This is a genomic window from Tenacibaculum maritimum NCIMB 2154 (genome assembly GCF_900119795.1).
In the GTDB taxonomy this organism is placed as follows: Bacteria; Bacteroidota; Bacteroidia; order Flavobacteriales; family Flavobacteriaceae; genus Polaribacter; species Polaribacter maritimus.
On sequence record NZ_LT634361.1, the window covers coordinates 1,424,234 to 1,440,368 of the forward strand.

Genomic DNA, 16,135 nt, shown 5'->3' on the forward strand with positions numbered 1-16,135 from the left:
AACTTCATTATTAGAAGCAGCTATTTGGAAGATAAAAGCTTATAAACAAGTTCTTTTGTAAGTGGAAGTCCATTTGCTTTTTCCCGAATTTCATTAAAAGCAAAAACGAAATTACACCCATTTTTATATTCAGAGCAACCATAAGCTGTTTTCCCTTTTAATAAAGCACCTTTTTTACATTTAGGACATACCATACTATCAGAGCTTTTCTCTTTATTAGGGCTTGTAACGCCAGTATTTTTTTGTTTAGGTTCTAATTTTAGGTTAAAATTTTCATCAAAGCGAACTAGCCCTTCTATTTTTCCATCGTCAGTTTTAAAACCTTTTAAATTAGTAGTGCATCCTTTATCTAATAATCGAATCAGTTGATTTTCTGAAATTTTTTTCCCTAGAAAATCAAAAGGTAGCGTAAAAGTGCAGCCTTCCTTATAAGCAGCGCAACCAAAAGCGGTGTTTCCTTTTAGCAAAGTACCTTTTTTACATTTAGGACATTCTTTACCTGCCACTTCTTTTTTCTTAGTATTTTTTTTAAGGGTTTTTGTACTATGAGGAGGGGTAGTAGCGTTTATATGAGAAATGCGTGTCGATTTTTTATTAGAACGAACTTCATATACGAGTTGCTCTACCATTGTTTTCATGTTCTTAATAAAAGTTCCAGCGTTAAAAACGCCTTTTTCAATTTCTTTTAAACGCTTCTCCCAAAGCCCTGTTAGTTCAGCAGATTTTAGCAATTCATTATCTATTAAATCAATTAATTGAATTCCTGTTTGAGTAGGAATAACTAATTTCTTTTTACGTGCTATATATTTTCTACGGAATAAGGTTTCAATAATACTGGCACGTGTAGATGGGCGTCCAATACCATTTTCTTTCATTAGTTCTCTCATTTCGTCATCATCAACTTGCTTTCCAGCAGTTTCCATAGCACGAAGTAAGCTTGCTTCTGTATAGTTTCGAGGAGGTTTGGTTTCTTTTTCTAAGAAAGAAGGTTCATGAGCACCTTTCTCACCTTTTATAAAGGTAGGAAGTATAGATTGCTCAGGAATCTTATCCTTAATACTTTTTTTGACATTGTTTTGCGTTGGGTTAGAAATATTGTTTTCAAAAACAACGCGCCAACCTTTTTCTAAAATTTCTTTCCCAGTAGTTTTAAAAGAAACATTAGCGGCTTTACCTATAACAGTGGTGTTAGATACGCTACTTTCATCATAAAAAACGGCAATAAATCGGCGAGTTATGATGTCATAAACCTGTTGCTGGTTATATTGTAATTGTACTTGTATTCCAGTAGGAATGATAGCATGATGATCGGTAACTTTTTTATCGTTAAAAACTTTAGGTGATTTTTTTATTTTTTTACCAAGGAGAGGTTGCGTTAAATGATTATAAGGAGTCAATTGCCCTAATATACCAGCTACTTTTGGATATACGTCGTTAGGTAAAAATGTAGTATCTACTCTAGGGTATGTAACAACTTTCATTTCATATAGTTTTTGAGCTATTTTTAAAGTTTCGTCAGCAGAAAAACCAAATTTGTTATTACAATAAACCTGTAAGCCCGTTAAATCAAATAGTTTAGGAGCATATTCTTTTCCTTTCTTCTTAGTAACAGCAGTAATTTCAAAATCATCTTCTTTTACTTTATTAGCCAAGGTCTCTCCATCTTCTTTTTTTAAAAAGCGACCTTCTTCGCAATTAAACTGGGTATTTCTATATAAGGTTTGTAATTCCCAATAAGGCTGTGGCTTAAAATTTTCGATTTCTTTATGACGATTAACAAGCATTGCAAGGGTAGGAGTTTGCACCCTGCCAATAGATAAGACTTGTTTGTATCCTCCAAATTTCACAGTATATAAGCGAGTAGCATTTAGTCCTAATAGCCAATCACCAATAGCCCTTGAAAAACCAGCATAATATAAATTATCGTATTTTTCTGAAGCATGCAAATTTTGGAACCCCTCTTTGATAGCTTCTTCAGTTAGTGAAGAAATCCATAACCGTTGTACTTTTCCTTTATAATTGGATTGATTAATTACCCAACGCTGAATTAACTCTCCTTCTTGTCCCGCATCCCCACAATTAATAACAATCTCTGCTTTTTCAAATAAACTTTTTACAATATTAAATTGTTTTTGGATTCCTGAATCGTTTGTTACTTTAGTATTAAAATGCTCAGGAAGCATGGGTAAATTATTTAGATCCCAACTTTTCCAATGAGGTTTGTAATCTTTGGGTTCTAGAAGTGTACATAAATGACCAAAAGTATAGGTTACTGCATAACCATTTCCTTCGAAATAACCATCTCGTTTGGTTTTGGCTCCCAGTATATTAGCAATTTCTCTAGCTACACTTGGTTTCTCGGCAATACATACTTTCATTTATAAAATTTTAAGGCTTCGAAATTACTATTTTTTTGATACAAATTATTTGCACTACTTTTAGTTTTTAACAAATGAAATGTAAGTATTGATAGTCTGCGATTTAAGAGGATGTTTTTGCTTGTAAAAATAAGGATGTTGAATCATTGACAATTTGTTGATTTCTTAATAGTTTTTTTTTGATATCTTAGAGGCTTCTAACAGAAATTAAGTTTATTTATTAAAAGAGGAATATCCCTAAAAATTTATTATCCATGAAAAAAATATTATTTATTGCGTTATGTTGCTTTTCTTTTTCTGCATTTTCTCAAATAGAACTTGTAGAAACTACAAAAACTGAAATTGTGTCAAAAATTAGCTATGTTTATTTGGAGAAAGCAGGTGATAATGAGTATAATTTATATTATAAAAACATGAATGCATTAGGGCATGAGTATGTGCACTTTGGATTTAAAAACTTAAATAATGATTATGATAAGTTGTACGAAATTATGATGAAAGGATTTGAGGACAAGCCTAGAGATCCTTTACAAATTAAAGCCAATGGAGATGTAGTTTGGTTAAAATATAGTAGAGAAGAAGGAAATTTGTATTTGCAAATTCAGCAGTTTGTAAGTAGAGACCCTGATGTAATGACCGTTTCAAGACTATTGACGAAAGAAGATATTACAAATTTATTTAAAAAATAAGAAATTAACCATAAAAATTAAAAAGGCTTAAGGTATTAATCTTAAGCCTTTTTAATTTATTTCTTTTTAGAATTTAATAGCCGTTTAGCAGCCATAAAAGGAGTTGTTTTTCCACTTTCTAATTTTTCGATTTCTTTTATTAAAGATTCTTTTATTTCAGGAATATTATAAAAGTCATTTTTTAGTTGCTGGTGTATTGTTTCTAGTAACCAATACTCATTTTGTTGATTTCTTCGTTGCTCAAAAAAATTGTTCTTTTTGACTAAAATTAGATAATCCTCAATCATTTCAAAGATAACATGGATGCCTTGATGGTGAAGAGCGCTTGCAACAAGTACTTTGGGTTGCCATCCACTTTCTTTTGAAGGGTATAGGTGTAGGGCTCTATTGAATGCTACTTTAGCTATTTTAGCTTTTTTCTCATTATCTCCATCCGCCTTATTAATAACAATAGCATCTGCCATTTCAATGATTCCTCGTTTTATACCTTGTAATTCATCACCTGCTCCTGCCAACTTTAGTAATAAAAAGAAATCGACCATGGAATGAACGGCAGTTTCGCTTTGTCCAACACCTACAGTTTCTATAACAATTGTATCAAATCCGGCAGCTTCGCATAAAATAATACTTTCTCTTGTTTTTTGAGCAACTCCACCCAAGGAAGTGCCAGAAGGAGAAGGTCGAATAAAAGCATTTTTATCAGTAACTAATTGCTCCATTCTTGTTTTATCGCCTAAGATACTTCCTTTGTTAACAGAGCTACTTGGATCAACAGCTAATACTGCTACTTTTTTTCCTAAAGAAGTTAAATGTTTTCCAAAAGATTCTATAAAAGTACTTTTTCCAACGCCAGGAACTCCTGTGATTCCTATTCTAACAGCGTTATTTGCATAAGGTAAGCAGCGCTCTAGAATTTGATTCGCTTTTTCTTGATGTTTTATATTGGTGCTTTCAACCAAAGTAATAGCCTTGCTTAGAAAAGTAATATCTCCTTTGATTATTTTTGAAACAAATTCATCAATACTGTATTGTTTATTTCTATTCAGTTTGATTTTTTTGGCAGCGGCCATATTAGTTGTTTTTGGAGGAGCAATGCCTTTTTTCTCCTGTAATGTGGATTTGCTTTTTTTAACCATAATAGATAACAAAGTATTGAGATTGTAAAATTAACAAGAAAAAGTAAGTTATAAGAATGGAAATTGATAGAAACAAAAGGGGAGAATATTGATGAATAAAAGAGGAATTACTTTTAACGAATTTCTAATAAAATCAATTTCGCTATTCTTTATAAAGTGCCTATATTTAGCCTCTGTAAATAGTTACTTTTTCAATGGAATTATATAAAGAAAATCAAATTAAAATATACAACTCATTATCCAAAAGCAAAGAACTTTTTAAGCCTGTAAATGAAGGGTATGTAGGAATGTATGTTTGTGGTCCAACAGTATATAGTAATGTACATTTAGGAAATGTAAGGACGTTTATGTCATTTGATATGGTGTTTCGTTACTTTAAGCATTTAGGATATAAAGTTCGTTATGTAAGAAATATTACAGATGCAGGTCATTTGGAAAATGATGCTGATGAAGGAGAAGATAGAATTGCTAAAAAAGCACGTTTAGAACAAATTGAACCTATGGAAGTGGTACAGCGTTACACAGTAGATTTTCATAATGTAACTAAACAATACAATTTTTTACCACCAAGTATAGAACCAACAGCAACGGGGCATATTGTAGAGCAGATTGAAATGATTAAGCAAATTATGGAAAAAGGATTGGCTTATGAGGTAAATGGTTCGGTATATTTTGATGTTATTAAGTATAACAAGGATCATCATTATGGAATTCTTTCAGGAAGAAATATTGAAGATGCTATTCATAATACGAGAACGTTAGATGGACAGTCGGAAAAGAAAAATCCACAAGATTTCGCGCTTTGGAAAAAAGCGGATGAAAGACATATCATGCGTTGGCCTTCTCCTTGGTCTGACGGATTTCCAGGATGGCATTTAGAATGTTCTGTGATGAGTACGAAATATTTAGGAGAGCAATTTGATATTCATGGAGGAGGAATGGATTTAAAGTTTCCGCACCACGAATGTGAAATAGCACAATCGCATACTTGTTCAGGAGTGCAACCTGTTAATTATTGGATGCATGCCAATATGCTTTTGTTAAATAGCCAAAAGATGGCAAAGTCAACAGGAAATCATATTCTTCCAGAAGAAATTTTAAGTGGAAATAATAAAATTCTTACGAAAGCTTTTTCAGCTGGAGTTGTACGCTTTTTTATAATGCAAGCCCATTATCGCAGTATTTTGGATTTTTCTAACGATGCTTTATTAGCTTCGGAAAAAGGATACCATAAACTGATGGAGGCTTTTAAAGCACTAAATAGTATTGAAGAAGGAAGCACATCAGAATTTGATGTGAAGGGATGGAAGCAGAAGTGCTATGATGCGATGAATGATGATTTTAATACGCCTATTTTAATAGCGCATCTATTTGAGGCTGTAAAGCATATAAATTTATTGAAAGATAAGAAGATACGAATTACGAAGGAGGATTTAGAGTTGTTAAAAGCTACAATGAGTGCCTTTGTATTTGATGTTTTAGGTTTAATGGATGAGGTACAACAACAAAGTTCGGATAAGGTTGATGGAGTAGTAGCGTTGTTAATTAAATTGAGAAAAGAGGCGAGAGAAAACAAAGACTGGGCACTTTCAGATCAAATAAGAGATGAATTGTTAGCATTAGGTATTCAATTAAAAGATGGAAGAGAGGGAACTACTTTTGCTATAAATTAATATCGATTGAAAAGAATATTCACATATCCATTTATATTGTTAGTACGTTTTTATCAATTGGCAATTTCTCCGTTTACACCAGCAACTTGTAGATATACACCAACTTGCTCAAGTTATGCAATAGAAGCATTGAAAGAGTACGGATTGTTATATGGAGGATGGTTGGCAATAAAACGGATATTTAGTTGTCATCCTTGGGGAGGAAGTGGGTATGATCCAGTACCTAAAAAAGAAAAGAAACAATAACGCTATTGCTTTTTTAAGAGCTAGCAAAAGCAATTTTTTACATAGTAGGAATTGTGATTAATATAATAAATAAAAGTACATGAATTATTTAGCTGTAGTTTGGGATCCTTCGTTAGGAATAAACCTAGGCTTTTTTACCGTTCGTTGGTATAGTTTAATGTTTGTAGCATCCTTTTTATTAGGGTTACATTTGATGAAAAAAATCTTTATAAACGATAAAGTTCCGGTTGAAAAACTGGATCCATTATTTATGTATGTTTTTATATCAATGCTAGTAGGAATGCGCTTAGGAGATGTTTTCTTTTATAGTTGGGATTACTATCAGAATCATTTATTAGAAATATTTATACCGTTTAAAAAATTAGCAGATGGTTCTTGGAAGTTCACTGGATTTACAGGTTTTGCTAGCCATGGAGCTGCTATAGGTATTATTTTAGCCATGTACTTTTATGCAAAGAAGCATTTAGAAAAACCATGGCTATTTATTTTAGATAGATTAGCAATAATGGTTGCTTTAGCTGGCTTTTTTATTCGTTTAGGAAACTTTTTTAATTCAGAAATTTACGGAAAACCAACAGGAAGTAACTTTGGAGTTATTTTTAAAGGAGCAGGAGAAACAGTAGCTAGACATCCAACTCAGTTGTATGAAGCTTTTAGTTATTTGGCATTGTTTTTTGTGCTTTGGTATTTTTATTGGAAAACTGATAAAAAGGAGCAAACAGGATTTTTATTTGGACTATTCATGGTAGTACTATGGTCATTGCGTTTTTGTATTGAGTTTTTAAAAGAAGCACAAGTAGAAGGAAGAGAAGATTGGGTGTTTAACTCATTAAATACAGGGCAAGTATTGAGCATCCCTTTAGTTTTAATCGGATTTTGGTTGATGTTTAGAAATAATAAGAAATAAAGATTTGTATTTGATACTATTATTATTTATCAATTGAAATTATCGAAATAAAAAGAGTTTTTCTTATTTTATATGAGATAGCTTTACTTCTTTTTAAGATTGTTTTAAATAATAATTGATAAACTGGTAACTGGTATTGGAAGGTTCTAAAAGGAGGCATTGTAACTACAATGCCTCCTTTTTATATAGTATTTTCTAGATGAGATAGATTTTTATTTAATGTGAGCTCGACTTAAGACCGTTTGTTGAGCTCCATGTTATTTAAGAATAATTTCAGTGCCTCATAAGTACTTATTTTAATAGCTTGTTTTTGTTTACGCATAATTGCCTGTATTGGCGTAGGAATTTCAATTGTAGTACTGAGTGTTTCTTCTACAACATCTAAAAATTTAACAGGATGAGCCGTTTCTAAAAAAATTCCAAACTGATTTTTAGTTATCCCAAACTTTTTTAAACCCAAATAACCAACAGCTCCATGAGGATCAGCAATATAATTTGTTTGTTGAAAAATAGCTTTCATTGCTTTACGAGTTTCCATGTCTGAGAAAGAATAAGCAGCAAAAGTTTTTCTTAATTCATTGATATCATTATTGAATAGAGCTTGTATTCTAATGAAATTACTAGGATTTCCTACATCCATAGCGTTAGAAATAGTAGCTTTAGAAGGTTTTGGTTCGTATTTTTCGTTGGTTAAAAAACTAGGAACGGTATCATTAATGTTCGTAGAAGCTATAAAATGCTTTATGGGTAACCCTAGCTTTTGAGCCATAATTCCAGCGCAAATATTTCCAAAGTTCCCGCTAGGAACGGAAAAAATGATTTCTTTATGCTGTTTGTATAGTTGTTTATAAGCAAAGAAAAAATAAAACATTTGAGGGAGCCAACGCGCTATATTTATGGAATTAGCGGAGGTTAAATTGCGTGAAATTTGAGGGTCTAAAAAAGCAGATTTTACCATTTCTTGGCAATCGTCAAAGGTGCCATCAACTTCTAATGCAGTAATGTTTTTTCCTAAAGTTGTCAATTGCTTTTCTTGAATATCACTTACTTTTCCACTAGGATAAAGAATGACGACATTTACTCCTTTGACTTCTAAAAATCCGTTAGCAACAGCACCACCAGTATCGCCTGAAGTAGCTACTAATACGGTTACTTGATTTTGATTGTTTTCATTAAAATACCCCAAGCAACGAGCCATAAAACGAGCACCTACGTCTTTAAAAGCCATGGTAGGGCCATGAAATAGCTCTAAAGCACCAATATTTTCTTCAATTTTTTGAATAGGAAAATCGAAAGATATTGTTTCACTAATAATTTTTAATAAATCTTCTTTTGGAATTTCATCACCAACGAATTGTTTTATTGCTTCATAGGCGATTTGCTCATTAGAATAATTTTCAATATTTTTAATGAAATTGTTAGAGAGTGGTGTTATATTTTCGGGAAAGTAAAGCCCTCTATCAGGAGCTAATCCATTGATAACAGCTTCTTTGAAGTTTACTTTTGGTGATGTATGGTTAAGGCTAAAATAGTTCATTTTGCAAGATTGATTAAGATAAAATTTTGATTCCTTCTGAATTAACTTTTGATAGGTGGATATCAAAATCTATTCCTACTTTTTTATAGGTTGCACCCATTACTTCCGCTACTTTTTGAGCAGTATTTTGTCCTTTGCTGAGAGCAAAAATTGAAGGGCCAGATCCAGAAATACCACTACCCAATGCTCCTGCATGTTTACATCTGTTTTTAACGATATCAAATTCAGGGATTAGAATGGCTCGTAGTGGTTCTACTATTTTATCGTGAAGAGATCTACCTATTAAATCATAGTCATTGGTATATAAACCGCTAATTAATCCTCCAAGATTTCCTAATTGTTCAACTGTTTCTTTCAGAGTTACTTTTTGTTTTAAAACAGACCGAGCATCAGCAGTTTTAACTTCAATTTGAGGATGGATAACAGTGACGTATAACTCTTTAGGAGCATTAATTTTGATAATATCTAAAGGAGCATAACTTCTAACTAAAGTAAATCCGCCTAAGAGGGCAGGAGCAACATTATCAGCATGTGCAGTACCGCTGGCTAGTTTTTCTCCTTCCATAGCAAAAGAAACCAATTCTCTGCTAGAAAAAGGATTTCCTAATAGTTTATTAATACCAAATACGGCTCCTGCTGCACTGGCAGCACTACTTCCTATACCGCTTCCAGGCTTTATCTTTTTATAAATTTGAAGATCAAATCCATAATCAATATCCGTTTTTTTTAATAATGCCAAAGCAGCAACACCAGCTACGTTTTTAGTAGCTTCTAATGGCAGATGTTGCCCCACAATTTTACTGATTGTTATTCCTTTAGTTACTGTTTTGCTAATAATCATTTCATCTCCAACCGTATCTAAACAAAGACCAAGAACATCAAAACCACAAGATACATTGGCCACGGTAGCAGGTGTAAAAATTTTTATAGTATCCATTTGTATATGTTTAATTATTACCAATTCTAATTACATCTGCAAAAATACCAGAAGCAGTAACGTCTGCTCCAGCTCCAGCTCCCTTTATAATGAGCGGATTTACAGGGTATCTTTCGGTGTAGAAAAGTACAATATTATCGCTTCCTTCCAAATTGTAAAAAGGATGCTTTGGCGGAATGTGCTGGAGGCCTACTTTTGCTTTTCCGTTTATAAATTCAGCAACATATTTTAAGCGCTTATTTTGATGGCTAGCTTCTTGATAGATTTTTTGAAAATGAGGTTCAAATTCAGTTAAGCTATTATAAAAATCATGATTTGTTGTTGTATTTAGGCTTTTTTCAGGAAGAAATGAATCATTTTGAATATCTGAGAGTTCTAACTCAAAGCCGCTTTCCCTTGCTAAGATTAATATTTTACGAGCTACGTCTATACCACTTAAATCAATTTTAGGATCAGGCTCGGTATATCCTTCTTTCTGAGCAGTTGAAACGACATGATGAAAGGTAGTAGTTTCATTAAAATTATTAAAAACAAAATTCAAACTTCCTGATAAAACTGCTTGAATTTTAAGAATTCTATCTCCTGAAGCGATAAGGTTTTTTAGTGTGTCTATAATTGGTAACCCAGCACCAACATTCGTTTCAAACAAAAAAGGAGCGTTGTATTTCCTAGAAATTCTTTTTAGGTTTTTATAGTTTTCCAGCTTAGAAGCACAGGCTATTTTATTACAAGTAACAACACCTATATTATGGCTAAGATAGTTTTCGTAGGTTTCAGAAACTTGAAGATTAGCAGTATTATCAACAAACACAGAGTTACGTAAATTAAGAAGTTTTATTTTACTGAAGAAGCCTGTTAAACTATTAGATTCGCCTTTATTTAAAGCTTCCTTCCAAGTACTTAAATCAATTCCATTTTCATCAAAGATCATTTTTTTAGAATTTGAAATTCCAATAACTCTAATGTTTAACTTTAAATGTTTTTTTAAATAAGTTGACTGTTGATTGATTTGAGAAAGAAATCGTTCTCCTACATTTCCTACTCCTGTGACAAAAAGGTGTAGTTGTTTTATTTTTTCCTCAAAGAATTGCTCATGTAATGTATTTAATGCTTTTTTAGCATCGACGCTATTGATAACTGCTGAAATGTTTTTTTCAGAAGCGCCCTGAGCAATTGCTCTGATGTTTACGTTATTTTTGCCGAGAGCGCTAAACATTTGCCCGCTCAAACCTTGATGACTTTTCATATTGTCACCAACTAATGCAATGATGGCTAATTGTTTCTCGATGATTATAGGAGCTATTTTATGCTGTTCGATTTCAAAAGCAAAAGCCTTGTTAATATGTTCAGTCGCTTTTTGAGCATCTTCATCATAAATACCAATACAAATTGAATGTTCTGAAGAAGCTTGAGTAATTAATACCACATTGATATTTTCAGAAGATAGGGTTTCAAATAAGCGTTTCGAGATACCAGAAACACCAACCATACCACTTCCTTCTAAAGTGAGTAAAGTGATGTTTTCTATATGGCTTATTCCTTTTACGGGGTTTTTAGTAGCGGTTTTTAAGGCAATACGAGTCCCCTCATGATCAGGATCAAAAGTATTTTTTATAATTATTGGAATCTGTTTTTCTAATACAGGTTGAATAGTAGGTGGATAAATTACTTTTGCTCCAAAATGAGATAGCTCCATGGCTTCTTGGTAAGATATATGAGGAATCGGGAATGCTTGTTTTACAAGATTAGGATTTGCAGTGTACATTCCGCTAACGTCTGTCCAAATTTGCAATTCAGAAGCATTCAAAGCAGCTGCGTAAATAGCAGCAGAATAATCAGATCCTCCGCGACCTAGAGTAGTTGTTTGCCCGTTTTCAGTAGCAGCAATAAAACCAGGAAGAATGGTTACCTGGTATTTATTTTGAGGGAAATATCCTTGGCAATTATTAGTGGTTTTATGGAAGTTTACCTTTGCTTTTTCATATAAATTAGAGGTAATGATAAGTTCTCTACTATCTTTATAACAAGCATTTAATTTGTTTTTAGCAACTTCTGAAATGATATAAGAAGATAGTAATTCTCCAAAACCACTGATAGTAGCTAATGTCTTTGGCGTTATTTCTTGTAGTAAATAGCACCCTTCTAATAAAGTTTCTAAATGATTGAATAATCTTTTAGCTTGGCTTAATACGCTACTCTGTTCAATGATAGGAATCAACTCTTTAACGACTTTCATATGAAGTTCTTCCACCTCTTTTAGTAAAGCGATGTACCCTTGGTCTTTTTGGGAAGCTTTTTGAGAAGCTTCTATTAATTTATTGGTTGTTTTTCCAAAAGCAGAGACTACTACTATTATTTTTTCGTGTAAAGAAGCATTGCTTATAATTTGAATTACTTTTTGAATATTTTGACTATTGGCTACTGATGAACCTCCGAATTTTAAGACTTTCATTATGCATGAAATTTGATGTTAAAAAAATGATATATGATACTATTTATTTGATTTCAATTTTTTTGAAAATATAAATATAACCTTGGATGATATGTAATAAAATGTACCCCTTAAAGGGTAATCGTCGTAGAAATAATAGTGCCAATAAAAGAACCCGCTACAGTTGTAGTAGTATTGTAAAAACGGATATTTCTTTTATTATCATTCACTGGGGTAAAGCTACAAATTATAATTTAAAAAGAAAATTTTTCTAAAAAATAATTGAGGTTATAAAAAAAGCACAATCATTATTTACGATTGTGCTTTTTTATTGTAAGATATTTCTAAGATTAATTTTTAACTTTTCTTTTGAAGGAATCAAATTTATTAAAATTCTTTCTAGGCCAGCTATTATTAGAAGTATCAACATCAGCTGTTTCTAAATCAGGATCAATCATAAAGCTTTTTATTTCTTTAGAAGAAGTAAATACCCTAAAAGCTTTTGCATCATCTTTCATCCAAATTTGAGCAGGAAATGTTTCTCTTTTCTTAGTTCCATCAGCATAAGTAAGTTCTATAATGATAGGCATTGGCAGCCCACCAGGTTTTTCAAACTCTACTTGATACATATACTTAGGCAATTCTTTTAAGGCATTTTTCTTTTCAGCAGACAAAGTATTTATGTATTTTTCAATGGTTTCACTATTAGCATTTTCTTTTTTATCAGTCATAAAAACAATATCCCCTAAAGAGTCAAAATAAGCCTTAGCTCTAGGATTACTTTCAATTAATTGAGCAATTTTTTCGTTAGGTTTGTTTGTTAAAAATAAAGGTTTTACTTCTTTGATACCTATATCAGAATAATCTGTAGTATAAAACCATCCTCTCCAAAACCAATCTAGGTCCATACCAGAAGCATCTTCCATTGTTCTAAAAAAATCAGCTGGAGTAGGGTGTTTAAACATCCATCGTTGCGAGTAAGTTCTAAAAGCATAGTCAAATAACTCTGGTCCCATGATTGTTTGACGTAACATATACAAACCAGCAGCAGGTTTGGTGTAAGCATTAGGTCCGAATTGATGAACTGCATCACCTTGAGTCATAATGGGAGATAAATTACTTTGGTCTCCACCCATATACCCTACGATATCTTTAGGCAAGTTACCTGTATTAAAATTTGGGTCGTAATCTAATTCAGCTAAAATTTCTACAAAAGAGTTTAGTCCTTCATCCATCCATGTCCATTGACGTTCGTCAGAATTTACTATCATAGGAAAGAAGTTGTGACCTACCTCGTGCGTAATGACTCCGATCATTCTGTTTTTAGTTCTTTCAGAATAAGTTCCATCAGGATTCGGTCTTCCAAAATTAAAGCAAATCATAGGGTATTCCATTCCTTGATCTTCAGCATGTACAGAAACAGCCTTGCTGTAAGGATAATCAAAAGTTAGCTTAGAATACTCTTCTAAGGTATTTGCAACTACTCTAGTAGAATGCGCTTCCCATAAAGGATTCCCCTCTTTAGGGTAAAGAGAAACAGCCATGACAGTTTTACCGTTAATATCAACAGCCATTGCATCCCAAATATATTTTCTTGAAGAAGCAAAAGCATAATCACGAACGTTTTTCGCTTTAAAGTGCCATGTTTTAGTTTTATTGGAGTGTCCTTTTTCAGCAATTTCAGCTTCTTCTTGCGTAACTATAAAAACAGGATTTTTAAATGATTTTCTAGCTTTTTCGAAACGTTTACGTTGCTCTCTGGTTAGTACTTCTTTTTCATTTTGTAAGTCGCCAGTTGCATCTACAACATGGTCAGCAGGAACGGTTAACTTTACCTCGTAATCACCAAACTCTAAGGCAAATTCACTTCTTCCCCAAAATTGCATATTTTGCCATCCTTCCACATTATCATATACAGCTAATCTAGGGAAAAATTGAGCGATAGTATAGTTTTTGTTTCCATCAGGGAAAAGCTCATAGCCTGAGCGTCCACCATCTTTTCTGTAATTATTGATTAAATAATTCCATTTAATTCTAAACTTAAACGTTTCTCCAGAAGCTAAAGGTTTAGGTAAATTTATGCGCATCATTGTGCGGTTGATGGTATATGATAAATTTTTACCATTAGGATATTTCACCGCTTCAATCTTAAAACCGTAATCTAGTTTTCTTCCCATATTTTCTTTAACAAATTTTTCAGGTGTTAGAAAACTACTAGCTCCGGTAGATTTAGCTAGAGGGGTTTTAGAGTCAGCAGCGCGAACATTTTGATCCAATTGTACCCATAAGTATTCTAAATTGTCTTTAGAGTTATTATGGTAAGTAATCATTTCATCTCCATATATACGATCTGTTTTTTCATCTAAGCGGAGATCCATTACATAGTCAACTTTTTGTTGTGTATAGTTATAACCAGGAGCACCAGAAGCTAATCGAGTAGTTGTTGGAGTAGGTAAGACATCTTTTAATTGCCTAAATTTATTTTGATTTGTATGACCAGATTGCCGCTTTTTTTGAGGAGCTTCTTGGGCTGTAGCCCCAAAAGAAACAAATAAAGCGGAAAAAAGTAATGCTGCTAATTTCTTCATTTTGAATGATTAATATTGATTGTGATTTTGAATAAAGGCGGAAAAATACTGAATAATCATCAGTTTATCGATTAAATTCTTAAAACTTTAACAAACCTTTATGGTTTTTTTTGGTAAATAATAAACTTTTATGTTGTTTACCTATCTTGGTTTTAATAAGGTTTTGTTGTTCTAGAAAATAATTCATTAGAATTTTATTTTCAACCTCTATTGCTTTGACTAGAGGTATATTTTCAACTTCTAGATAAAAATAAACAATATTTCCATCATATTCTTTTCCTATAAAGTTATATGTTTTGGAACTTCCATTAATTTTTATCTTAAAATTGGTTTCTAAATATTTGATAAAATAAGTGTCAATATTTTGGAGTTCTTTATTGGTGGTAAGTTGTGCATCTATATGGTATGTTTGGTTAATGGCTGTTTCTATATCATCTATAAAAAGATTCATTATTATTTGTACAGACTGGTGCTTCTCGTTAAAAGCTATTTGTGTTAGGCTTAAATAGTATTTATGTATAGAAAAAGATAAAAGAGAAATAGTAGTAAGTAATAATAATACTTTTTTAAGTTTCATAAAATAGGATTATAGGCTATTAAAAATTAATAAATGTGCCAAGTTACTGTTTTTTATATAATCTTTTTCTTTTGTGCTGATTTTTAGAAGAATGCTTGTTAAACTATAATGTGGGTCTTTTCTACTTCACTATTAGATAAGCTAGAATAGAGGAGACGATAGTCTATCTCTTAGAGAGTAAAGTACTATCTCTTTCTATTTGATAAGGGAATTTTTTACTTTCAGAAAGGAGTACTTCTACTAATTTTAGCTGATTCTCTTTTCTATAGTAATAAATAATATTTTTATCAATACAGTAATTTAAAAAACGATTGATATATGCTTTTTTGATGCTTAAATCAGTGATAAAAAAATCATCGGTAAAGTATTTTCTTATAGCATTAAGTAGTTCATCCTCTTTTGCCATTTTATTTGCAGCTTCTCTTCTTTTAGAAAGGCCAGATACTTGACTCAAAATATGATCTAAGCTAAAAGAAATACCAGTGTTTATTTTAATAGACGCTTCCTTATTTTTTTTAGTTTTTTTAGTGTAAGGAAGTTTTAAAGTAGTAGCATTGATATCAGTAGAATGATTAGCAATGCTTTTATCAATATAAAAAATACTTTTATTTTCGCCAACCACTACTTCGTTCAAAATAATTGATTTTTCAGTTAATGGAACAATAAGGGAGGGGATATCGAGTTTTTTTGTGTCAATTACAAGTGTTTTATTTCGTAAGTTTACATGAGAAAAAGAAATGGAATCTCCTTTTGAGGCATAGATTTCAAATATTCCATAATTGTTAGAAATAGTTCCTGCTTTCGTATTTTTATTGGTAATATGTACATCAGAAACTGGAATATTTTGTAACAATATTTTTCCTTTAATAAGATGTTTACCTTCTTGTGCAAAAGTAACGCTTAAGATGAATAATAATGTAACTAAAAGCACGCTTTTTTTCATATTTACAAATAAAAGAAGTCTTTTTCTTAAAAATGTATTAATGAACTTTTAATTTTTTGTTAAATTAATAAGGCTTTTGTTTTAAACAAAAGC

The 16,135-nt window shown here is 31.8% G+C and carries 12 protein-coding genes; 4 read left to right on the forward strand and 8 right to left on the reverse strand.

From position 1 onward, the window contains the following. Positions 1–20: 20 nt before the first annotated feature. A complete protein-coding gene (locus MARIT_RS06455; RefSeq protein ID WP_100211087.1) occupies positions 21–2,378 on the reverse strand; it encodes a type IA DNA topoisomerase in 2,358 nt (785 codons plus the stop codon). Positions 2,379–2,632: 254 nt separating this feature from the next. Between MARIT_RS06455 and MARIT_RS06460 the strand changes: the two genes are divergently transcribed. Then, on the forward strand, positions 2,633–3,067 hold the full coding sequence (locus tag MARIT_RS06460) for a hypothetical protein (RefSeq protein WP_024741911.1): 435 nt from the start codon (positions 2,633–2,635) through the stop codon (positions 3,065–3,067). A gap of 56 nt (positions 3,068–3,123) precedes the next feature. Here MARIT_RS06460 and meaB read toward each other — a convergent pair whose 3' ends face one another. Then, positions 3,124–4,203 (reverse strand): methylmalonyl Co-A mutase-associated GTPase MeaB, encoded by a 1,080-nt coding sequence (meaB, locus tag MARIT_RS06465; protein WP_100211088.1) that lies wholly within the window; start codon positions 4,201–4,203, stop codon positions 3,124–3,126. A gap of 194 nt (positions 4,204–4,397) precedes the next feature. On the opposite strand from meaB, the gene cysS reads away from it, so the two are divergent. From cysS to lgt, 3 genes are all read left to right on the forward strand, one after another. Continuing rightward, a complete protein-coding gene (gene cysS, locus MARIT_RS06470; RefSeq protein WP_024741913.1) occupies positions 4,398–5,876 on the forward strand; it encodes a cysteine--tRNA ligase in 1,479 nt (492 codons plus the stop codon). 6 nt (positions 5,877–5,882) lie between these two features. Next, on the forward strand, positions 5,883–6,122 hold the full coding sequence (yidD, locus tag MARIT_RS06475) for a membrane protein insertion efficiency factor YidD (protein WP_100211089.1): 240 nt from the start codon (positions 5,883–5,885) through the stop codon (positions 6,120–6,122). A 79-nt stretch (positions 6,123–6,201) separates the two neighbouring features. Then, positions 6,202–7,029: a prolipoprotein diacylglyceryl transferase gene (gene lgt, locus MARIT_RS06480; RefSeq protein ID WP_100211090.1), complete on the forward strand. Its 828-nt coding sequence runs from the start codon at positions 6,202–6,204 to the stop codon at positions 7,027–7,029. Between the two features lie 232 nt (positions 7,030–7,261). Here the strand turns inward: lgt and thrC are convergent, their stop codons facing one another. The 6 genes from thrC to MARIT_RS06510 form a co-directional block, all read right to left on the reverse strand. After that, complete coding sequence (gene thrC / locus MARIT_RS06485) at positions 7,262–8,566, reverse strand: threonine synthase (RefSeq protein ID WP_100211091.1); 1,305 nt, start codon at positions 8,564–8,566, stop codon at positions 7,262–7,264. Positions 8,567–8,579: 13 nt separating this feature from the next. Continuing rightward, positions 8,580–9,503: a homoserine kinase gene (locus MARIT_RS06490; protein ID WP_100212008.1), complete on the reverse strand. Its 924-nt coding sequence runs from the start codon at positions 9,501–9,503 to the stop codon at positions 8,580–8,582. A 10-nt stretch (positions 9,504–9,513) separates the two neighbouring features. After that, entirely contained in the window at positions 9,514–11,955 is a 2,442-nt protein-coding gene (gene thrA, locus MARIT_RS06495) for a bifunctional aspartate kinase/homoserine dehydrogenase I (RefSeq protein WP_100211092.1), read from the reverse strand. Between the two features lie 329 nt (positions 11,956–12,284). Next, positions 12,285–14,522 carry a M1 family metallopeptidase gene (locus MARIT_RS06500; RefSeq protein WP_100211093.1) on the reverse strand — a complete coding sequence of 746 codons (2,238 nt, stop codon included), beginning with the start codon at positions 14,520–14,522 and terminating at the stop codon, positions 12,285–12,287. 79 nt (positions 14,523–14,601) lie between these two features. Further along, positions 14,602–15,099 (reverse strand): DUF6702 family protein, encoded by a 498-nt coding sequence (locus MARIT_RS06505; protein ID WP_024741920.1) that lies wholly within the window; start codon positions 15,097–15,099, stop codon positions 14,602–14,604. A 163-nt stretch (positions 15,100–15,262) separates the two neighbouring features. Further along, positions 15,263–16,042 carry a carboxypeptidase-like regulatory domain-containing protein gene (locus MARIT_RS06510; protein WP_100211094.1) on the reverse strand — a complete coding sequence of 260 codons (780 nt, stop codon included), beginning with the start codon at positions 16,040–16,042 and terminating at the stop codon, positions 15,263–15,265. Between the last annotated feature and the right edge of the window lie 93 nt (positions 16,043–16,135).